Raw genomic sequence first — 21,283 nt, 5'->3', positions numbered from 1 at the left:
CTCAGGCGGTTCCGAACGCGGCGTATTGGCCGCCGAGCCACACGCCGCTCAGTGCGCCTTCCAGGCGCCGTGCCGGCTTGCTGTCCCAGGGAAGCAGCAGGAAATGCCGCGCATCGATCTCGCGCAGGCCGCCAGCCGTCATCAACTTTCGGGTCGTGCCGGCACCGAGCAACACCGCGTCGCGGTCGAACTCGCAGCGCGCGACGGCAAGCCGCGTCAGCGGATTGTACGGATTGTGCTCGATCACGCAGACGAGCCCGCCGGGGCGTGCCACGCGGCGCATCTCGGCGATGAACTGCGCCCACTCGGTCGGCACGATATGGTGCATCACGCAGACGGCGGTGACGAGATCGAAGCTGGCATCGGCAAACGGAAAAGTGCGCCCGTCGAACTCCCGGTAGTCGACCCCGTGATTGCGAGCGCGCGCCTGCGCCAGGCTGGCCGAGGAGACGTCGATGCCGCTCAAGCGGCCGACCATGTCGTGCAGCAGCGGATGAAGGCTGCCGACGCCGCAGCCGACGTCCAGCAAGTCGGGCTTCTCGACATCCAGCCGCTGCGCGATCAGATCGCGCAGCAGATCGGCCTTTGCGCGCATGAAGAAATCATGCGGCAGGCCCGAGAAGTCGATCGAGGATTGCACCACGTCACGGTAATTGTCGTGATAGCCGTCGAACAGTTCGGTCATGCGTTGGTCACTCGTTGACGGCGTGGATCGCCGGCGTCGCCGCCGTCTCGTCGCGATCGAAGCCGACGCGGGCCTGCACCACGTAGAGCGGGCGGCGCTTCACCTCGGCATGGATCCGACCGACATAGAGCCCCACGATGCCCGTCATCAGCATGTTCATGCCGCACAGCAGCGACACGACGACCATCGTCGAGGACCAGCCGGTGACGAGATGACTGTCCTTGCTGAGCCACAACAGGACGACCCAGCCGCCGTAGAGCAGCGCGAGCCCGGACACCGTCAATCCGCACCAGATGGCAAGCCGCAGGGGCAGATCGGAAAAGCCGAGCGCGGCGTTCACCGCCAGACGAACCATCTTGAACAGCGGGTACTTGGTTTCGCCCGCGGCGCGCTCGAGGCGGTGGAAGGCGACCTCGGCCTGGCGGAAGCCGAGCCAGGCGATCATGCCGCGCACGAAGCGGTCCTGCTCCGGCATCTGCCGCAGCGCCTCGAGCACCTTGCGATCGATCAGGCGGAAGTCGCCGACATCGGCGGGGATCCCGACCGAGGACATCTTGCCGAGCAGCCGGTAGAACAGATGCGCGGTCGCGCGCTTGAAACGGCTTTCGCCCTCGCGCGACAGGCGGCGGGCGTGGACGATGTCGTTGCCCTCCTTCCACTTCGCGATCAATTGCTCGATCACCTCGGGCGGATCCTGCAGATCGGCATCCATGACGATGATCGCGTCACCTTGCGCGGCGTCCATGCCGGCGGTGATGGCGATCTGGTGGCCGAAATTTCGCGACAAGCCGATGTAGCGAAAGCGCGAGTCGCGCGCGGCGAGCGCCTTTAGCACGATCGAGCTGGAGTCGCGGCTGCCGTCGTCGACGAAGATCGCTTCCGCCGGCCCGTCGAGCCGGAACATGACCTGGTCGAGCCGGCGCAACAGGACCGGCAGCACGGCTTCCTCGTTGAACACGGGGATGACGAGGCTGTAGCGGATCGATCTGGAAGTGGCCGCCATGCGAGGGGATTCCGACTGGGTTGCAGGGGCGGAAGTCTATGAGGCGGTGGTTAAGGTCGCCTTGCCGCAACCGTTAAGGGTCTAGCGCCCGGAGCATTGCCGGAGGCGAACAGCGGGGAGGCGGAGTGGGATGGTGAAGGCCGGTTAACCACGCTTGGGCAGCCGCGGCGTCGGTCTAGGGCTTGCGGCGGATCCTGTAGAGAACAAATCGCTCCGAGGTCTCCAAGACTTCCAGCCGATCCGGCAGCGGGTTCGCGGCCGGCGCCCCAAGCATATAGAGGTAGTCGAAATCGCGGTCCCAGCTGCGGACGAACGGCGGAACGTCCGCCGGCGGCTGGCCTGTCGCGATCGCGGCCAGCAGGCCTGACGGCACCGGTCCGCCATAGGGAATGGCGATATTGCGCATGGCCTCGCGCGGCCGCACGGGCTGCTTGCCCGTTTCAGTGAACAGGTTCGGCACGAACGCATTGGCGTAGTGCACGGCCAACGTCGGCGCATAATACATGGGATACGAGGTGAGGTCGGCGAAGGGCGGGTCTCCATCGTCGACCGTGCTGCCGACCAGGACACGCGAGCCGCGATCGATCTTCTGGAACGAGGCGATGATCGCCGCGTAATCGGCGCGGTAGGGCAGCCACACCGAAAGGACGACGGCGAGATTGAGCAATATGATGCCGCTGATACCCGCGAGCGACGCCATTTTCCACCGACGGCTCGGCAGCGACAGCGAGCAGAAGGCCGGCAGGATCAGGGCCGCGGCGGGAATCACGCGAAGATCGACGAAGGAGGTTCCGAACAGCTTCGATGGAATGACCAGATAGAGCAGCGCAAAACCGATCGCGAGCCAGGTGCCTGAAGGCTCGAGCCGGAGGATGCCGCGTCGTGCCGCGAAAAACAGCGCGATCATCAGCGCCAGTCCGGTCGCTGCCGCCGTCGTCAGATTGTAGCCGTTCATGATGCGCAGCGGCCAGATCGGCTTGAAGGCAAGGAACCAGCTCGTCCCTTCGCTTCCGATCGAGCCTGCGGTGAAATGCATGAGCGCAAACAGCGCCAGCGCCGGGAGCGCCAGCGCGCCAAGCCGTGCGGCCGCGACGGGATAGGCGATCTGCCGTTGGCGAATGCGCGACAACTCGAACAGGCCCAGTGTCGCGCCATAAATGCCGAGCGAAAAGAAATGCGCCACATACAGCGCAGCGACGAAGATCAGATTGGCGAGGAAACGCAGCGGCCATGGGCCTTCTGCCAGCATCAGATAAACGGCGATGCCCCAGAGCGCGAGGCCGAGCCCGAACTCGAAATTCACGAAGCCCCAGCTGAACGGCAGGCAGTAGAGGACAGCGAGCGCGGCGAAGCCGGCAAGCTCGACCCGTCCCTTCCGGACCCATTCGAGCAGCAGCGCGCCTCCGACGATCAGCAATTGGCTCAGCAGCAGAAACAGCCGTGTGGCGCTCTCGACGCTCATCAGCCGCGCCATCTGCGGCACCAGCAGATCCATGCCGAGATTGGGATAGAAGGCCCAGGTCACCTCGTAATGCGGATTGGCGTTGGGGGTGCCGCTTTGGCTCAGAATGTACATGCGGGCGAGGTGATTGGGATAATCGACCATCGCGGGAATGGGGGTCAGCAGAACCGGAAGCAACGAGACGGCCGCCAGCACCGCAAGAACGATGATCGCGATGGATCGGTCCGAGCCGGGACGCGTCGAGATTGTCAAAGCCGGCCTCTCGGAGGGAACCATGTCATGGGATCGCTGTGCGGCGCGGATTTCCGAGAGGGCCATGCTCGAACAACGTCATGAAGCGCGACGCATGATCATCATGTCGCGCTTCGGTTCGAGCGGGCGGCATTGGACCATGGCGGTCATAACTTCGGGTAAACCGGCAGCGTCATGCCGGCTTCATGTCCCGACAATTTAACTGATTGTTTTAGATTTCGATTTACCATCGGCCCACACACGCAATCCGCTCGGTGTTTACGCAGTCGAATTAACTGCGGCGCAATTCTTTGTCTCTACATTCAGTTCCATGGTCGGGCGGCGCTGGGAAGCCGAAAAGACCAGATCAGTTGCAAGCCTCGTGTACTCATTTGGAGCACCTCTATGAAGAACCTCGTTGCGCGTTTCGTGAAGGATGAATCCGGCGCCACCGCCATTGAATACGGACTGATCGCTGCCGGCATCGCGCTGGCGATCATCACCGTCGTCAACAACCTCGGCACCACGCTGAACACCAAGTTCACCGCGATCTCGACCGGCCTCAAGTAAAGCCGGACGACCAGAAGATTTCAGAGAGCCCCGTCCTTGACGGGGCTCTTTTCTTTTCGAAGAAGCTTGTCAATTCTCCTGGACGAGGCCTGTCAGTCCGCTCGACGCAGCGGGCGCTGCAGACCCATGCAGCGCGCGGCTCCGGCCGAGGTAGAACTTCGCCGCCCAGATCGAAGCCGCTGCGAGACCGACGCCGGCAGCGACGTCGATGATGTAATGCGCGCCGATCACCGGCGTCGCCGCGATCATCGCCAGGTTGAGCACGGCCGCGATGCCGCCGAGGCCGCGCACCGGCCACAGCGCCCACATGTAGAGCACCCCGGATGCCGCGTGAAAGCTCGGAAACGAGACGATTCCGGAGAGAAAGAACAGCCGAAGCTCCTGCAGGCTGCCGTCCCGGAGCGCCAGGATGTCGCGCAGCTGCCCGGCATAGACCTCGGTGTTGATCTCTGGGAAATGCGCGGCCGATAAATGCAGGCCGTAATAGGTGCCGATCGCGGGGACCACGGCCGAGATCGTGATGGTGACCGCGAGCGCGAGGCTCATCGCCAGCATGAATAATTGCAGCCGCACATAGCGCGCCGTCAGTGCCAGCACGACGGGAATGCCGAGCAGCGGAAACTTGATCAGGCCATAGGCGCGCGTGAGGCAGTTCGCGAGCCAGGGGTGATCGTTGACATAGCGCGCGATCGGTTCCGGATCGAGGCCCAGCGCCCGGTCGATCGCCAGCAGCGCCTGGTCCTGCAGCGGCCAGTTCAGCTTGCCCGCGACGTAAGTCAGTGGCCCGATAATGGTGCAGAGCAGGAGGAGCTGTCCGATGGTGCCGAGCGAAAACACCAGCTTCGGGTCCGCAAGGTCTCCTTTGACGATCCGGTGCCCATAGACGATCGCGGCCAGCGCCGCGGCGATCGCAACGGTCACGCCAAAAGCGACCGGCTCGAGAGCGAGTCCGGTCAAGGGAAGGCCAAGCGCCAGCAGGGTCCCCATCCCGAGAATCGGAAGCCAGTTGAGTTGGAAAAGCTGCCAGGCGGTCCGGGAGTCCCTGTCGAGCATGGTGTACCGAGATGGAATTACATTGCCTCCGCACAGTTACGGATCTGCATTAAGATCGCCGTAAGAAGTGTGGTTATCGGACTTAGAACCATTGCATGGTACTTTTATCTATGCGTTTACAGCGCCCTCTCCCGGGGGCGTCCACGCGTTTGGTCCTTCTGTGATCCGGATTGGAAGGCCAAGCCCATTTTCGAGATTACGATGTCTCGATTTTGGGTAGACCGTACACTTCGGGCCCAAAATTGAGGGCGCGTGACCTAAAGCCGTTCGCGGCCTGCTCGCGCAAGAAAAACGTTGGATGGCTCGACCTCTATCAGGAATGCGTCGTTCGCGAGACCTGGCACCCCGATCCACGTTGCGCATGGCGGGTTGTCGCCGAACGTTGCCTTGGGCGCGCCACTGATCGCCTCGCCTTCGTGCAGATGATCGTGCTTGATGTAGAGACGGAGTGAGCCGACGTCATTGAGCGTTGCCCCAACCGACGCCAATGCGACAGCCAGATTTTCCAGGCTCTTTTCCAGTTGACGTCCGATGTCGCCGGGGCCAACGATTTTTCGATCGGCATCCCAAGCGACCTGGCCAGATATATTTGCAACGTCACTAAACCGGTGTCCGGATGATTGCGACCTGTGCAAAGCCATACGGCCGGCTATCAAAGAGTCCTGTAGCAACCTGAATGGATCGGCTCATTGTAGCTCCTTGCCTCTTGGTGCGGGCTGACGGCGTGCGGCAGCATGATAATAGCTAGCTTTCGGGCGCCGCGTCGCGGCGCCAAGCTCATTGAACGGACGGATCGGATGAGAAAGTGTGTGGCTGCATCGGCTATTTGCATGCTCGTCACTTGCCCATCAGTATCTCACGGCTCCGAGCCACAGCCTCTCGCCTGGCCGGTTGCTTGCGAGTTGGGAACGACCTGCTTCATCCAGAACTACGTCGACCATGATCCCTCGGACAAAACCTTGGACTTTCGATGCGGGCACTGAACCTATGACGGCCACGACGGCACCGACATCCGGTTACCCGATCTGGACGTTCAGAGAAAAGGCGTCGAGGTCGTTGCTGCCGCTGCTGGGCGCTCGTGCACACGCGCGATGGCATGGATGACGTATCGGTCAAGGTCGTCGGCAAAGCCGCAATCGCCGGCAGGGAATGCGGCAACGGCGCGGTCGTCGAGCATGAGAACGGCTGGAGCACGCAATACTGCCACATGGCCAAAGGCAGTCTCAGATTGAAGCCCGGTGACAGGGTCAGTTCCGGGCAGGCGCTCGGGTTGGTGGGCCTGTCCGGAAACACCGAATTCCCACACCTGCATTTCACCGTGCGGCATGACGGGACGGTTGTGGATCCGTTCGCTGAGGGCGCCGTGAAAGGCGAATGCAGCTCCGGCCGTTCGCTGTGGCAGCCGACGCTGAACACCGTTTCGAACTATCCGGCCGCCGAAATCATCAATGCCGGCTTTGCCGATCGAGCAGTGACCATGGACGAGATCGAGACAGGCGAGCTCAAGCGATCCTTGCCTGGCTCTCATTCGGCCGCCATCGTGGCCTATGTTCGCGCGATCGGACTTCAGGCGGACGACGAGCAAATTCTCGAGCTGAAGTCACCCGAAGGGCAAGTGATCGCCGAGTATCGGGCACCGAAGCTGCCGCGCGACCAGGCCCAATATTTCATCTCGGCCGGAAGAAAGCGCGGAGGCGTCGTCTGGCCGCCTGGCACCTATAGGGCAACTTACGTTCTTCGCCGAAAAGCTGCCGAGATCGGGCGGCGGTCCTTCCAGTTGGACATCGCGCCATAGCATCGCGTCTCGCGACGCCGGCCATCGCACAGGCGGCATTTCGGCTCCCTTTCGGCAAGCAGGAATCCGCGGCGAGGTGGAGCGAGCACGCCCTGATCAGCCTCCGCAACCAGGGTTGGCGCTTCAGTCCGTCGCCGTGACGCTCCACGCATTTCCCATCTTGTCATCTACCCTGAATAGTTGTTCAGTCCTTGCGGGGCGATTTGCATCTTTGACGTGACGAAGCGTTCGGCCGCAGGGCGTGCGGCACGCGTGTGGGACAGGAAGCGCGCCATGGTTTATCGGCGGACGCATCAAGTGGTGAAGCGCCTTGCGGCGCGGCGCAGTGCGATTCTCGCGGCGGCGCGGGAGACTGCGGCGGAAGGCGGGATGGCGGCGGTGCAGATCGCGCCGGTCGCGGTCCGGGCCAATGTCGCGGCCGGCACGGTCTACCGCTACTTCCCCTCCAAGGCCGAGCTGATCTCTGAACTCATCGCCGAGGTCTCCCGCGACGAGCTCGCGGCGATCCGCCGGGCGGCCGATGCGGCGCCGGGGCCGTCCTCAGCCTTGGCCGCGGCCGTGACCACCGTGGCGGTCCATACCCTGTCGCAGCGCCGGCTCGCCTGGGGCATCCTGGCCGAGCCCGTCGATGTCGATGTCAGCGCCTCGCGCCTGGCCAGCCGGCGCGAGATCGCGGGCGAGATTGCTGGGCGGATCGACGCTGCGGTACGGGCCGGTCACCTGCCGGCGCAGGACACCGCGCTCGCCGCCACCGCGTTGCTCGGTGCGCTGCACGAGGCGCTGGTCGGGCCGCTCGCGCCCGACAATCTCGATGATCCCGTCAAGATGCGCGATGCGGTGCAGACCGTGACGCTGCTGGCGCTGCGCGCGGTCGGCGTCATGGACGCCCGCGCCCGCGGTCTGGTGGTGCAGCAGACGCTGCTGCCGGCGACGAAGGCGCTGGTTGGCGCGTAAGAACCGCCGCGCGACCGGGGCGGCGGCCTGATCCCGCTCAGGTCGTTGAGCGGGAAAGCCTTTTCGTCAGATCGCAGCAAGCTCGCCGGACCCTCCGGCTACTGTGCATGGGGTTGTTCTTCGATATTTGTGTTGGAGGGGTGCCGGCGACCTACATGTTCGCGTCGCCTTCGGGGCCGACCGAGGCGATGCGTACCATGTTGGTGGTGCCGGGAATGCCGAGCGGCACGCCGGCGACGATGAGCACGCGCTGGCCGGCACGGACGAAGCCGTCACGGAACGCGATCTGGCCGGCACGGCTGACCATGTCGTCCTGATCGCGGGCATCCTCAGCGACCACGCAGTGCACGCCCCAAGTGACGGCGAGCCGCCGTCCTGCCGTGATGTTCGGCGTGATCGCCACGATCGGCGGCTTCGGCCGTTCGCGCGCCACGCGCACTGCGGTCGAGCCCGACGAGGTCCAGCAGATCAAGGCGGGCAGGTCGAGGGTCTCGGCGATCTGCCGCGCCGCATCCGCGATCGCATCGCCCACGGTCGCTTCCGGCGCCGGGCGCTGGGCCATGATCACCGAGCGGTATGTCGGGTCGCGTTCGACCTCCTCCCCGATGCGGTTCATGGTCGAGACCGCCTCGACCGGGAATTTGCCGGCGGCCGACTCGGCCGACAACATGATGGCGTCGGCGCCCTCATAGACCGCCGTTGCGACGTCCGAGACTTCAGCGCGGGTCGGGACCGGCGACTGGATCATCGATTCCAGCATCTGGGTCGCAATCACCACGGGCTTGCCGGCGCGGCGCGCCATCCGCGTCATCTGCTTCTGCAGGCTCGGCACGCGCTCGAGCGGCAGCTCCACGCCGAGGTCGCCGCGCGCCACCATCAGCGCGTCGGAGGCCTCGATGATGTCGGCGAGGCGGTCGATCGCCTGCGGCTTCTCGATCTTGGCCATGACGGCGGCGCGGCCGCGGATCATCTTCTTGGCTTCGAGCACGTCGTCGGCGCGCTGCACGAAGGACAGCGCGATCCAGTCGATTCCGGTGACGAGCGCCGCCTCGAGGTCGGCGCGATCCTTCGGCGTCATGGCGGAGACCGGCAGGTCGGTGTCGGGCAGGCTGACGCCCTTGCGGTCGCTCATCTTGCCGCCGACCACGACACGCGTCACCGCGTGCTCCTTCGAGGTCTCCTCTGCGATCAGGCGCACCTTGCCGTCGTCGAGCAGCAGCGCGTGGCCCGGCCTGAGCGCGGCCAGGATCTCCGGATGCGGCAGGTGGACGCGCGTGGCATCGCCGGGCGTCTTGTTGGAATCGAGCGTGAAGGTCTGGCCGTTCTGGAGCTGCACCGAGCCTTCGGCGAAGGCGCCCAATCTGAGCTTCGGGCCCTGCAGGTCGACCAGGATGCCGATCGGCCGGCCGTAGCTCGACTCGACGTTGCGGATCGTCGCCACCAGCTCCCGCATCTTGTCATGCGGGGTGTGGCTCATGTTGATGCGAAACAGGTCGGCGCCGGCCTCGAACAGGCGGCGGATCATCGCGAGATCTGAAGAGGCCGGTCCCAGGGTCGCGAGAATCTTGATACGGCGAAGACGCCTCATGGCTTATTTCCAGACTGGGGTGGCAGGCCGGGCGAGCCCGGGGGCGTAGCACCGGGCGGGCTGGTGGGCAAACCCGGAACCCCGCCTGGGCCAACCGGACCGGGCAGGCCAGGTACGCGTTGCTGCGCCGGCTGTTCGTTGGCGTCGGTCAGTTGCACCGTCCACGCCCGCTGCTCGCCGGTGTCGACCTCGAAATAGCCGGTCCGGTCGTAGCCGCGCGCGAGGCAATCCTCGGTGCCGCGGATGGTGAACTCCTTGTCGCGGGAGCACATGAAGGCCTGCCCCGACCACTCGCCGCCGCGATCATAGTCGATCGCGTAGATGTAATAGTAACGGGCGACCAGCGTTCCCCGCAGCAGGGTCTCGCAGGAGCGCGACGAGATGTTCCACCAGCCCTCGGTGGTCCAGCCCTCGGCGTCCTTGTAGCCGAGGGCAATGCCGACCCGGCTCGATGTGTTGTTGCAGAGCCGGAAATCGGCCGAGGCCGGGCTGGCGCCAAGGCATAGCCAGGCGACCATCAGCACCGGGACCAACCGGGCGAGCAGGCGAAGCGGGGAGCGGGGAGATTCGGCAATCATTGTCGCGGTAGCTATACCAGATCATTGGCGATTTGGCGTAGGGCCGGGGAACCGCCACAAACGAGCGGCAACCCGGCTTCGGACCGGTCTGCGCCGGGATATGGCAAAATCTGTGACAGGGCCCAATTGATCCCGTAAGGGTGACCCCCATCGGGGTCAGGCCCAAAGGATACCGGGGATACAGCCATGGCAATCGACGACAAAACCAGAACCGAGCTCGAGGCGGCCGCTTTCCGGCGTCTGGTCGATCATCTCAAGACCCGGACCGACGTCCAGAACATCGACCTGATGAATCTGGCGGGCTTCTGCCGCAACTGCCTGTCCAACTGGCTCAAGGAAGCCGCCGACGCCCAAGGTGTCGCCTTGAGCAAGGACGAGAGCCGTGAGGCCGTCTACGGCATGCCCTACGAGACCTGGAAGTCGAAACATCAGGGCGCGGCCACGCCCGAGCAGCTCGAGACCATGAAGAAGGTCCATCCCCACGGCCACGGGCATTGAGTTCGCGCAAGCCTTGAGTCGCACCGCACAACAGCTTTCTTCGCCCCGCCGCAGGAAGGTGTGGGCGCGCTGTGGACGAGCGCGATGCTGCCTTGAACGCGACCGGCGCCAACCCTAAGGGTTCTGCCAGCACGCGCGGTGAGGGATGCCGGCGTCACCTCGTTTTGCCAGTTCCATTTGGAGTACCAAGATGGCCACCACCGCCGCCGTCCGCGATGACGAGCCCGCGACGAAATTTGCCAAGGACCAGCTCAAATCCATCATCGAGCGCATCGAGCGGCTGGAGGAAGAGAAGAAGGCGATCTCCGACGACATCCGCGACGTCTATGCCGAGAGCAAGGGCAATGGCTACGACGTCAAGGCGTTGCGCACCATCGTGCGCCTGCGCAAGCAGGACCCCAATGAGCGCGCCGAGGCCGAGACGATTCTCGAGACCTACATGCAGGCGCTGGGGATGATCTGAGGCGCTCGCGCCTCAAACGTCGCTGCCGTAGCCCGGATGGAGCGCAAGCGGAATCCGGGTTCTGGCAGCGCAGGCCGCATTCCCGGGATGACGCTTTCGCTCCGTCCGGGCTACAAGGCTGGCGTGTTGCCCTTCCTTTGTGAACGGAGACCGCCGTGACTGCGCCACCGCTGCCGCGCGAATTGAACCGTGCCTTCGGCGCTCTGCCGGCACCGATCGGTAAGCGGCTGCTGCAGGTGCGCGACCTGATCTTCGCGACTGCCGCTGCGGACGAGCATGTCGGCCGCCTTACCGAGACCCTGAAATGGGGCGAGCCGGCTTATCTGACCGATGAGACCGGCAGCGGATCGACGATCCGGCTTGGCCGCGTCAAGGACTCCGACGCCGCCGCCATTCTCTTCAACTGCAAGACGACCCTGATCGACACGTTCCGCGAACGCTTTCCCGATCAGTTCGAATATCGGCAAACCAGGGCGCTGTTGTTGCCGGTGTCGGGCAAGCTGCTGACGCGGGAGCTATCGATCTGTCTGTCGCTGGCGCTGACCTATCATCGGGATCGGCGGGGCAAGCAGGCGCGGTAGCACCACCTGTAGCCCGGATGGAGCGCAGCGAAATCCGGGGCCGTCGTTGCATGCGGCATGATTCCCGGATTGCGCTTCGCTCCGAGCTACGAGAGTGAAATTCTGGAAACAGCAGCGGCGCTCAGCGCAGCGCCGCGGTCCGCACGACGAACGACGTCGTCTGGAGCTTTGCGGTGGCGCTGCCGGAGAAGGTCTCGCAGGACAGCCCCTGCATCGGGTCGTCGGCAAAGCCCATCGCGATCACGGCCCGCGGCTTGACGAAATAAGCGCGCAGCGCCGCGGTATCGAGCTCGCCCATCAGCGTGACCGACATCGCACGGCTGGCGCTCGGCGACAGCATCACGATCTTGAGCCAGACGCTCTCGCCCTTGGCGGCAGAGAGGCGCGTCGCGGTCGCGACCATGCCGTCGGTGCTCTTGCCGACCACGGTGTTGATCTCCGTCGCCTGGGCGAGGCTGCGCGAGGCGGGGCGGGCGGAACGCGGGATCGGCGCCGAGGCGGCAACGACATTGGCGCGGTCAATCGGGGAGGCCGCGGGCGCGAAAGCGAGCGCCTGCAGGGCCGCGTTGGACACGCTCGCGGTGGCCTGCGGATCGGTGGCGGCGGCAAGGGCCTGGCGGGCCTTCAGCGCAGCGACCTGCGCCGGCGTCGCCTGCTGTGGCGCGGTCGGGACGTCATCCCAGAAGCCGCGGGCATTGATGATGTCGGCCGGCGTCTCCGGCTTGTCGTCAGCAGATTTGCCGGCAGCGGGCTTGTCAGCAACCGGCGCGGGCTTCGGCTTGGGCGGGGCAACGAGCTGCGCATCGGCCGAGGCGAGCTGGATCGCGGCCATTTGCGGCTTGGCTCGCGGCGTCGGCACCGGTTCGACGGGCTTGGCTGCGGCTGCGACGACGGTGGGGGCTGCCGGCTTCGCGGCCGGGGCGGGCGCGCCCTCGTCATCCTCATCGCTGCTGGTAGCCGGAGCTGCCGATTTGCCCCTGAACAGGGCGGCGAAGAAGTTCGGCTTGCTGCTGCTGGAATCGTCGCCGTTGCCGCGGCGCTCGATCTCGGCTTTTGCGAGCTCATAGCCCTTCAGCGGCGTGCCGTCGGTCGGCAGATGCACCGTCTTGCCGTCCGGGAAGACGCGGGCGAGCTGATCATGCGTCATCCGCGGCCAGTGCCGGATGCTGCCGGTGTCCAGATGCACGAAGGGCGAGCCTGAGGTCGGATAGAAGCCGACGCCGCCGCGCTGCAGGCGCAAGCCGGCGAAGCGGATCTGCTCCAGCGGCACGCCCGGAATGTAGAAGTCCATCGCATGTCCCAGCATGTGCTGGCTGAAGCGCGCCACCCCGGAGGAGCGGCGGCGGAGCATGGCGTTGGTGGCGGGGGAGCGGTAGGACGAGATGATCTGGATCGGCTGCTTGGCGTCGACGTCGCGATAGACTTCCCAGAGGATGTCGAACAGGCGGCGGTCCATGACCGTCTCGTCCTGGGTGCGCCAGTCGCGCAGGAAGTGGTTGAGCTGCTTCAGCGCCGCTTCGTCATAGCGGCCGTCGCGCTTGAAGGTGACGGTGAGGTCTTCGCCGGAATGGGTGTGGTGGAAGGAGAGCGTCTTGGTCTCGTTCAGCGCGGCCGCGTTATGAACCGATCCCGCGGCAGCAAGCAGCAACGCGGCAGCGAGGCCGATGCGCGAACCGGCCTTCACTCCCGCATGGGACAACGACAGCACAGCGAATTGGCGTGCGAGACCAGTCAGCACGTATGAGCCCACCCAGTCGACGAGCGTTCAAAATGGACTCTCCCGCCAACCCCGTTAGCAGCGCGAAGAGGATGAACGCTTTCTTAAAGCGAGAAGGTTAATTCGAGGTTGACCTTCTCGCCCCCAAACCAAGTCAGAATACGATCCTAACCGGTTGACTGTGGCAAAAAAACGCCCGCTCCCCGGGCCGAGGTGGACAATGGTTAACGTTAAACGGCCCCATCCATGGGATGGGGCCGTTGATATCGTTGCAGAATTTTGGAAAGGGCCGTCGAGCAGGCTTACCGGGTAAATACCCGCTGCTGCTGGGGCCGGCGGCCGACCGGAGCCGGCGGCGGGGTCGGAGCCCCGCCTCCGAACAGCCGCTCGAAGAAGTTCGGGCCGGACGAGCCGAAGCCGCCGCCATTGTTGGCCACCGCGACACCGGAGGGCAGGGTCGTCGCCGGGCGCGAATAGCTGGGCTGCGAGTGCGCAACGACGGCCTCGAGGTCCTTGCCGCGATTGTTCTTCAGGATGTTGATCATGGTCGCGTCGCGGCCATAGACGTCCTTGCGGAATTGCAGCTTGCCGGCGTCATCCACGAACGCGGTCTGATAGGTGATGTTGACCGGCATCGGCGTCGGGAATTTCAGGTCGATCTCGCTCCTGCCGTACATGCTCCGCACGCGCTCCGGCGTGTACTTCTCGTTCGGCATGACGATGTTGAGCAGCACCGAGGCGTACTGATCGGGGTTCTGCACGCGCATGCAGCCATGGCTGAAGGCGCGATCTTCCCTGGCGAACAGGTTCTTGTCCGGCGTGTCGTGCTGATAGACTAGGAACTTGTTCGGGAAGTTGAAGCGGATGCGGCCGAGCGCGTTGGCTTCGCCGGGCGGCTGCGAGATGTGCACCGAGCCATCGCGGTTCTGCTCGAGCTTGAGGCCCATGCGCTGCAGCACGGTGGGGTCCTGCTGAAGCGCCGGCAGGTACTCGTTGTAGACGATCGACGGCGGCACGTTCCAGGTCGGGTTGACCGTGATGTACTTCATCGTCTCGGTGAGCAGCGGGGTCGCATGCGTGCCCGGCTTGCCGGTGACGACGCGGGTGGTCCAGACCTGCTGGCCGCGCTGCATCACCTTCAGCGTGTAGTCGGGAATGTTGAGGATCACATAGGCATCGCCCAGCGATGGCGCGCCGAGGTCGCGCGGCAGCCAGCGCCAGCGCTCCATGTTGACCAGCACGACGTCGATCTGCTTGTCGCGCTTCGGGGTGTTGAGCGCCTTGACCGTCTTGTCGTCGAGGATGCCGGTCGCCTTCATCTCCGCGCTGTTCTGGAACTTGCGCACGGCGTCGGCGACGGCGGCGTCATAGCGGGTGTCGCTGGCGTTCTCGGCGAGGCCCAGCTTGGCGCGGAGCTGCGGCACGCGCGAATCTTCCACGACGATTTCGGCCTGCTTCTTGGTGGCCGGAGTGTATTTCAGCGCCGGACCGTCGGCGATCTCGATCGCCGGGCCGCTGCCCTGACCGCGAAGCTCCGCGAGCTTCGCCTTCAGCTCCTTGTAGAGCTTGTGCGGCGGGTTGTAGCTGTCGAGCGCTGCGGAGGCGTCAGTTGCGGTCGTGACCTTGGCGAGCACCTCGTTCGGGTCGACCGGATGCTCGGGATAGAGGATGTCGCCAGAGACCTGCGACCAATGCATGCGGCCGCTCTGGGCCTGGCGCGCATAGTCGAACATGCTGGCGGTGAGCTTGAGCTCGGCATCGGCCAGCGCATCGGGCGTGGTGGCGCTGGCGAAATCCGGCACCGGATAATCCGCCGGATTGAGGCCGTCGGAAGCGGCGTCCTTCAGCCGCGCGATGACGCCCTTGGCCGCAGCCGTCAGGCTGCCGCCTTGCGTCCAGACCGGCGCGAAGTCGCGTGCGCCGTAAAACTTCTCGATCGCCGCGCGCTCGTTCTTGCGGTCGAAATGGCGCGACGTCTTGGCGCCGATGATGTCCTTGAGCTTGTCGGCGACCGGCTGGTCGGCGGTGGGAACGCTGCTCGCGGCCTTGACCGGCTCGGCGGCCGGAGCTGCAGCGGCGGCGGGTGCCGCAGGTGCAGCCGGATTTGCCGTGGCGGTGTCCGCCTTTGCAGGCTCGGTCTTTGCAGGCTCAGTCTTTGCAGGCTCGGTCTTGGCAGGCTCGGTTTTGGCAGTCTCGCTCTTCGGCGCCTCGGTGGCGGGCGTCGTGGCGACGTCGGAAGGCTTGGTCTCGACCTTGTCCGCGGCGGGGGCGACGTCAGCCTTCACAGGCTCCCTTGCCGGCTCCTTGGCGGAGTCCTGAACCGTGGCGGTGGTGTCGAGCTTGATGTCCGATGCGGTCGGGGGCGGGACATTGGCCGGCTCGGGGCGCGGGATCGCGGCTTCGATCGCGAGCTCCGCAGCGCTGCTGCGCGCCTGATCCTGCGCCAGGGCTGAGCTGGCCGACACCGTGAGGAAGGTTGCCGCGACCGTCATCAAGACACGGTCGAAGCCCGCACGGTGGTTCAAACAGTCACGCATTGTGTCGCACCCCTCGGGTGAACTGTCCCTTATGGAACAGCTTCGTTATCGCCAATTGAGCTTCGGCTAAATCGCGCCGGCCTCTCGAAAGTTGCACGCCTGCACGCAACGATTCATACGCAGACGATATACAGACCCCGGTTTTGCAGCCAGCGCTAACCGGGACAACTCACGCCAAACTGACTTCAAGGGAGCCTCTTGGCAACGGATTGTGCGCTTGCCTCAAGCGCTTTTCCCTGTGTCTGTCACTTCCAAGTCACGGTTCAAGTCGCAGTCGAATTCTGTCGTCATGCGAACGGCTTACAACCGGTCTCGCATCGCCTCGCGAACCTCCGTTCGCATGAGGCTCAGTGCGTCTCTTCGCCGCTTTTCCCGCCATGGCCGGGAACCCCGGCTTCGTCGAGTTTGCGGTAGAGGGTGGACCGGCCGATTTTGAGACGGCGGGCCACCTCGGACATCTGGCCGCGATAATGCGAGATCGCGAAACGGATGATCTCGTTCTCCATGTCCTCGAGTGCGCGGACATCGCCGGTTGGGGTCAGCATCGCCAAAGTTCCCACGGCCGGGAGAGGAGCGATTGGTATATCGTTACCTGACACGACCGACGGGCTCGCCGCCGGCTCGAGCATCAGCGGCGCGGTCGGAATCTCGGTGGCGTGGTGCGGCTGCGACGCGAGCAGCGGGAAATCACTGAGGCCGAGCTGGTCGCCCTCGCTCATCACCACCGCACGGTAGACCGCATTCTCGAGCTGGCGGATGTTGCCGGGCCAGTCGAGTTGGGCGAGATGCGCCATGGCCTCGCCGCTGATGCCGGTGATCTGGCGGTTCTCCTCGGCGGCAAAGCGCGCCAGGAAATGCCGGAGCAGATGCGGGATGTCCTCGCGCCGGGCCCGGAGCGAGGGGATCGTCAGCGGCAGCACGTGCAGGCGATAGAACAGATCTTCCCGGAAGTGTCCCTGCTTGACCCGCTCCAGCAGCCGGCGATTGGTGGCCGAGACGATGCGGACGTCGACCTTGACGGGCTTGCGGCCGCCGACCGCCTCGACGGCGCCTTCCTGGAGCGCGCGCAGCAGCTTCACCTGCGCGGTCAGCGGCAGCTCGCTGACCTCGTCCAGAAACAGCGTGCCGCCATGTGCTTCGACGAATTTGCCCATGTGCCGTTCGGTGGCGCCGGTGAAAGCACCCTTTTCGTGGCCGAACAGAATGGACTCGACGAGGTTGTCGGGAATCGCGCCGCAATTGACGGCGACGAACGGCTTCGCCTTGCGCTCGCCGCTGCCATGGATGGCGCGCGCGAACATCTCCTTGCCGACGCCGGACTCGCCCTCGATCAGCACCGGAATGGAAGAGTTCGCGGCCTTCTGCGCGGCGCGCATAACGCCGGCCATCGCCTCGGCGCGGGTGATGATATCGGAGAAGGTCAGCCGGCCCTCGCGGCTGTGCCGAATACGCTGCAATTCGCCCTTGAGCGCGGAGGCGTTGAGAGCATTGCGCAGTGAAACCTGAAGTCGCTCGAGGCCGACCGGCTTGACCACGAAATCGGCCGCGCCAGCGCGCATCGCCGAGATCACGTTGTCGATGCCGCCATGGGCGGTCTGCACGATGACGGGGACGCTGAGGCCCGCTTCGCGGATCTTGGCCAGCACGCCCATGCCGTCGAGGCCGGGCATCACGAGATCGAGGATGACACCGTCGATGGCCGGAGCATCGGGAGCGGTGAGGGCGGCGATCGCGGCATCGCCGGAGTCCACGACGACCGTCTCATAGCCGCATTTCTGCACCATGTTCTCGACCAGCCGGCGTGCTACGGCGTCGTCGTCGGCGATCAAAATACTGGCAGCCATGGTGTTCCCCGCACGCTACTACTATCTGTCTCGAATCGGGGCACTCTGGCCGAAGCCGATTAACGCACTCTTAAACCTTGATGCCCCCGCTCGCCGCCGCGATGGTTGAACACAGGTTTCCCACACAATGAATTCGCGCTCCAAGTCTGCTCTCAACAAGTCTGCTCTCAACAAGCCTGCCCTCAACAAGCCTGCTCTCCGCAAGTCTGCTGCCGCGAAGACATCTGCCGTCAAGAAATCGGCAGCCAAGAAATCTACCGCCAAGGCAAAACCCTCCGCTAAGCCTGCGAGCAAAACCGGCAAGCTTCCCGAGTGGAACCTGGCCGATCTCTATTCCGGGATCGATGCGCCGGAAGTGGCGCGCGATCTCGAAAAGATGGATGCCGACTGCGTCGCGTTCGAGACGGACTACAAGGGCAAGCTCGCGACAGGGACAGCAAACGAAGATGGCGGAAAATGGCTCGCGGAGGCGGTGCGACGCTTTGAGGCGATCGACGATCTCGCCGGCCGCCTCGGCTCCTACGCCGGGCTCGTCCATGCCGGCGACAGCGTGGACCCTGCGATTTCAAAGTTTTACGGCGATGTTTCGGAGCGGCTGACGGCGGCGTCGACGCATCTTCTGTTCTTTGCGCTCGAGCTCAATCGCGTCGATGACGATATTTTGAACCGCGCGATGCAAGCCCCCGAGCTTGCGTACTACCGCCCGTGGATCGAGGACCTGCGCAAGGAGAAGCCGTATCAGCTCGACGACAAGCTGGAGCAGCTTTTCCTGGAGAAGGCGCAGACCGGCTATTCCGCCTTCAACAGGCTGTTCGACCAGACCATCTCCGGCCTGCGTTTCAAGGTCGGGTCCAAGGAGCTGGCGATCGAGCCGACGCTCAATCTGCTGCAGGACCGTGATGGCGCAAAGCGCAAGAGCGCGGCTGACGCACTGGCAAAGACTTTCAAGGCAAATGAGCGCACCTTTGCGCTGATCACCAACACGCTCGCCAAGGACAAGGACATCTCCGACCGCTGGCGCGGTTTTCAGGATGTCGCGGATTCCCGGCACCTCAACAACCGGGTCGAGCGCGAGGTTGTGGATGCGCTGGTGGCCTCGGTGCGCGCGGCCTATCCAAAGCTGTCGCATCGCTATTATGCGCTGAAGGCGAAGTGGTTCGGCAAGAAGCGGCTGGCCTATTGGGACCGCAACGCGCCGTTGCCGTTTGCCGCGACCGACGTCATCGGCTGGCCCGATGCGCGCAACATGGTGCTGACGGCCTATCGCGGCTTCTCGCCCAAAATGGCCGATATCGCCGAGCGCTTCTTCACCGATCGCTGGATCGACGCGCCGGTGCGGCCGGGCAAGGCGCCGGGTGCGTTCTCGCATCCGACCACGCCCTCCGCGCACCCTTACGTGCTCATGAACTACCAGGGCAAGCCGCGCGACGTGATGACGCTCGCCCACGAGCTCGGCCATGGCGTGCATCAGGTGCTGGCGGCCAAGAACGGTGCGCTGATGGCGCCGACGCCGCTCACGCTGGCGGAGACCGCGAGCGTGTTCGGCGAGATGCTGACGTTCAAGCGGCTCCTTGCCCAGACCAAAAATGCAAAACAGCGCCAGGCGCTGCTGGCCGGCAAGGTCGAGGACATGATCAACACCGTGGTGCGGCAGATCGCGTTCTATTCCTTCGAGCGCGCGGTCCACACCGAACGCAAGAACGGCGAGCTCACCGCGACGCGGCTCGGCGAGATCTGGCTGTCGGTGCAGGGCGAGAGCCTCGGGCCTGCGATCGAGATCAAGGCGGGCTATGAGAACTACTGGATGTACATCCCGCACTTCATCCATTCGCCGTTCTACGTCTACGCCTATGCTTTCGGCGATTGCCTCGTGAACTCGCTCTATGCCGTCTACGAAAACGCGGCCGAGGGCTTTGCCGAGCGCTATCTCGACATGCTCGCGGCCGGCGGCACCAAGCATTATTCCGAGCTGCTGCGCCCGTTCGGGCTCGATGCCAAGGATCCCAAATTCTGGGATGGCGGCCTGTCGGTCATCGCCGGGATGATCGACGAGCTGGAGGCGATGGGCTGAGATTGAACGCGGACGCTTTGCTCTAGCCGGTCGCGTTGGGGCTGCGGCCGAGGCTGTTCTGCCCGGCCGCGGGCTCGTTCACGTCGACGAAGCCGAGCATCGCACCAAACCGGTCGGTCGCCGGCTTGTCGAAGCCGACTGCGCCCTCGAAGCTTGCCGGATTGCGGAAGGTGCCGAACAGCATGTCCCAGATCGGCAGGTCGCCATAATTGAAGGCGTGCACGTCGCGCTGGTGATGGATGCAATGCGCCTCCGGCCGCTGGATGACGAAGCCGAGCCATTGCGGCGTGCGCACATTCATGTGCTGGAAATAGCCGTAGAAGGCGGCGATGTATCCGGTCGCGGCCGCCGCGACCGGATCGAGCCCGAGCACCAGCGTCGTCACCACGGATGCGATCGCAAAGAATGAGATCGTCTCGAGCGGGTGAAAGAGGGCCGCGCCGGACATGTCCATGCGTTGCGGGCTGTGATGGATCTGGTGGAACAGCCGCCACATCAGGGGAAAGGTGTGCGCGCTGCGGTGCCAGCCGTAATTGACGAGTGAGAGCACAAAATAGCCGAGTGCCGCTCCGCCGGCGACGCCGAGACCGGTGAGGTCCATCAATCTGTGTCGCTCCAGCCAGGCTTCCGGGATCAGCAGCGGGGTCAGCGTCGCCAGCAGGCCCTGAACGGTCAGGAAGCAGAAGCCTTTGAGCCGCCAATAAGGAATCTCCGGGAATTGCCGCGCCGGGATCAGGCGCTCGACGGCCAGCATGACGAGATAGGTCGCGGGCACCAAGAGGCCAAACAGCTCGATTGCGGACATCGCGTCAGCTCCAGGCTTACAGTGTAAGGCAGCTTCACAATACGGCCTTGCGGTGTAAGGTTGCAAGCGGTTTCGATTCGGAATGTCATGACCAGAAAAGCCAGAGCGGGCCGGAAAGCCTCGACTGTCCCGCGCAAGCGCCGGCCGCCGCGCGAAGGGGGCAGGGGGCTGTCCCGCGAGCTTATTGCGGCCTCCGCGATGGCGCTGGTCGATCGCGAGGGGCTCGCCAAGCTCTCGACGCGCCGGCTGGGCGAGGAGCTCGGCTGCGAGGCCATGAGCATTTATCACCACTTCCCGAGCAAGGCGCATCTGATGGATGCGCTCGTCGATCTGATGCTCGCACAGGCGCGCGTGGCGATGGAGCCGCAATGGGACTGGCGCGAGCGCCTGCGCCGGGCTGCCCACGGCTTCCGCGCCATGGCGCTCACGCACCCGGCCTTCTTCCCCTTCTTCGCGGTGCACCGGCTCAATACGCCTGCCGGGGTCGCCTATATCGACGGCATCATCGGCATCCTGCGCGAGGCGGGCTTCTCTGACCGCGATGCCGCAATCTATTTCCGCGAGCTCGGCTATTACCTCACGGGCGCGGCGCTGGATGAGACGGCGGGCTATGCCCGCGGGCCCTCATCGGCGGAGCCGGTCTCGAACGAAACGATCGCCGCCAGCTTCAGGCATCTTGCGGCGGCTGCTCCGTATTTTCAGCCTGCGCATTTCGATGCGACGTTCGAGACGGGGCTGGAGATCCTGCTCGCCGGCATTGAACGCTCGGCCCAGAGACAAGACTAAGCCAGTAGATACTTTATCGTGTTTTTCAACTATTGATTGTTGATCGTGATTTTCGCTGGGGA

19 protein-coding genes are annotated in these 21,283 nt (G+C 64.6%); 8 read left to right on the top strand and 11 right to left on the bottom strand.

The annotated features are described in order from the left end of the window. Position 1: 1 nt before the first annotated feature. The 3 genes from ML401_RS30690 to ML401_RS30680 form a co-directional block, all read right to left on the bottom strand. Positions 2-685 (bottom strand): class I SAM-dependent methyltransferase, encoded by a 684-nt coding sequence (locus ML401_RS30690; protein ID WP_285807919.1) that lies wholly within the window; start codon positions 683-685, stop codon positions 2-4. A gap of 7 nt (positions 686-692) precedes the next feature. Continuing rightward, positions 693-1,688: a glycosyltransferase family 2 protein gene (locus ML401_RS30685; RefSeq protein ID WP_194404334.1), complete on the bottom strand. Its 996-nt coding sequence runs from the start codon at positions 1,686-1,688 to the stop codon at positions 693-695. 175 nt (positions 1,689-1,863) lie between these two features. After that, the gene (locus tag ML401_RS30680) at positions 1,864-3,426 is read right to left on the bottom strand and encodes a hypothetical protein (protein ID WP_285807918.1); all 1,563 of its coding nucleotides are present in this window, start codon (positions 3,424-3,426) and stop codon (positions 1,864-1,866) included. A 360-nt stretch (positions 3,427-3,786) separates the two neighbouring features. On the opposite strand from ML401_RS30680, the gene ML401_RS30675 reads away from it, so the two are divergent. Continuing rightward, positions 3,787-3,951 carry a Flp family type IVb pilin gene (locus tag ML401_RS30675; RefSeq protein WP_194404332.1) on the top strand — a complete coding sequence of 55 codons (165 nt, stop codon included), beginning with the start codon at positions 3,787-3,789 and terminating at the stop codon, positions 3,949-3,951. Positions 3,952-4,020: 69 nt separating this feature from the next. Here ML401_RS30675 and ML401_RS30670 read toward each other — a convergent pair whose 3' ends face one another. Continuing rightward, entirely contained in the window at positions 4,021-4,938 is a 918-nt protein-coding gene (locus ML401_RS30670; protein ID WP_249131871.1) for a phosphatase PAP2 family protein, read from the bottom strand. A gap of 323 nt (positions 4,939-5,261) precedes the next feature. After that, positions 5,262-5,645, bottom strand: a complete 384-nt coding sequence (locus ML401_RS30665) for a RidA family protein (RefSeq protein ID WP_285807917.1) — start codon at positions 5,643-5,645, stop codon at positions 5,262-5,264. A 437-nt stretch (positions 5,646-6,082) separates the two neighbouring features. On the opposite strand from ML401_RS30665, the gene ML401_RS30660 reads away from it, so the two are divergent. Then, positions 6,083-6,799: a M23 family metallopeptidase gene (locus tag ML401_RS30660; RefSeq protein ID WP_285807916.1), complete on the top strand. Its 717-nt coding sequence runs from the start codon at positions 6,083-6,085 to the stop codon at positions 6,797-6,799. A 273-nt stretch (positions 6,800-7,072) separates the two neighbouring features. Continuing rightward, complete coding sequence (locus ML401_RS30655) at positions 7,073-7,753, top strand: TetR/AcrR family transcriptional regulator (protein ID WP_194404328.1); 681 nt, start codon at positions 7,073-7,075, stop codon at positions 7,751-7,753. A 151-nt stretch (positions 7,754-7,904) separates the two neighbouring features. Here the strand turns inward: ML401_RS30655 and pyk are convergent, their stop codons facing one another. Further along, positions 7,905-9,341 carry a pyruvate kinase gene (gene pyk / locus ML401_RS30650; protein ID WP_211415971.1) on the bottom strand — a complete coding sequence of 479 codons (1,437 nt, stop codon included), beginning with the start codon at positions 9,339-9,341 and terminating at the stop codon, positions 7,905-7,907. Continuing rightward, positions 9,338-9,919 (bottom strand): DUF1036 domain-containing protein, encoded by a 582-nt coding sequence (locus tag ML401_RS30645; RefSeq protein WP_194404326.1) that lies wholly within the window; start codon positions 9,917-9,919, stop codon positions 9,338-9,340. Before ML401_RS30645 ends, pyk begins: the two co-directional genes overlap by 4 nt. A 186-nt stretch (positions 9,920-10,105) precedes the next feature. On the opposite strand from ML401_RS30645, the gene ML401_RS30640 reads away from it, so the two are divergent. From ML401_RS30640 to ML401_RS30630, 3 genes are all read left to right on the top strand, one after another. Continuing rightward, entirely contained in the window at positions 10,106-10,417 is a 312-nt protein-coding gene (locus ML401_RS30640) for a DUF1244 domain-containing protein (protein ID WP_194404325.1), read from the top strand. 190 nt (positions 10,418-10,607) lie between these two features. Beyond that, positions 10,608-10,880, top strand: coding sequence for a DUF2312 domain-containing protein (locus ML401_RS30635; protein WP_142250883.1), 273 nt, complete (start codon positions 10,608-10,610; stop codon positions 10,878-10,880). Between the two features lie 155 nt (positions 10,881-11,035). After that, positions 11,036-11,461 (top strand): DUF1801 domain-containing protein, encoded by a 426-nt coding sequence (locus ML401_RS30630; protein ID WP_212067399.1) that lies wholly within the window; start codon positions 11,036-11,038, stop codon positions 11,459-11,461. Between the two features lie 121 nt (positions 11,462-11,582). Here the strand turns inward: ML401_RS30630 and ML401_RS30625 are convergent, their stop codons facing one another. The 3 genes from ML401_RS30625 to ML401_RS30615 all read right to left on the bottom strand — a co-directional run bounded on the left by ML401_RS30625 (position 11,583) and on the right by ML401_RS30615 (position 17,559). Further along, positions 11,583-13,199: a DUF882 domain-containing protein gene (locus ML401_RS30625; protein WP_285807915.1), complete on the bottom strand. Its 1,617-nt coding sequence runs from the start codon at positions 13,197-13,199 to the stop codon at positions 11,583-11,585. Between the two features lie 281 nt (positions 13,200-13,480). Beyond that, positions 13,481-15,715 (bottom strand): murein L,D-transpeptidase, encoded by a 2,235-nt coding sequence (locus ML401_RS30620; protein ID WP_259216410.1) that lies wholly within the window; start codon positions 15,713-15,715, stop codon positions 13,481-13,483. Between the two features lie 347 nt (positions 15,716-16,062). After that, complete coding sequence (locus ML401_RS30615; RefSeq protein ID WP_211415976.1) at positions 16,063-17,559, bottom strand: sigma-54 dependent transcriptional regulator; 1,497 nt, start codon at positions 17,557-17,559, stop codon at positions 16,063-16,065. A gap of 127 nt (positions 17,560-17,686) precedes the next feature. On the opposite strand from ML401_RS30615, the gene ML401_RS30610 reads away from it, so the two are divergent. After that, positions 17,687-19,630, top strand: coding sequence for a M3 family oligoendopeptidase (locus tag ML401_RS30610; RefSeq protein ID WP_259216411.1), 1,944 nt, complete (start codon positions 17,687-17,689; stop codon positions 19,628-19,630). A gap of 22 nt (positions 19,631-19,652) precedes the next feature. Here the strand turns inward: ML401_RS30610 and ML401_RS30605 are convergent, their stop codons facing one another. Then, positions 19,653-20,435 (bottom strand): sterol desaturase family protein, encoded by a 783-nt coding sequence (locus ML401_RS30605; protein ID WP_259216412.1) that lies wholly within the window; start codon positions 20,433-20,435, stop codon positions 19,653-19,655. A gap of 87 nt (positions 20,436-20,522) precedes the next feature. On the opposite strand from ML401_RS30605, the gene ML401_RS30600 reads away from it, so the two are divergent. Next, positions 20,523-21,221, top strand: a complete 699-nt coding sequence (locus tag ML401_RS30600; protein ID WP_285807914.1) for a TetR/AcrR family transcriptional regulator — start codon at positions 20,523-20,525, stop codon at positions 21,219-21,221. Positions 21,222-21,283 lie beyond the last annotated feature (62 nt).

This window comes from Bradyrhizobium sp. 62B (assembly GCF_030272265.2).
Taxonomy (GTDB): Bacteria; Pseudomonadota; Alphaproteobacteria; order Rhizobiales; family Xanthobacteraceae; genus Bradyrhizobium.
Note: the sequence above shows the minus strand (reverse complement) of the source record. Positions and strands in the feature narration are given on the sequence as shown.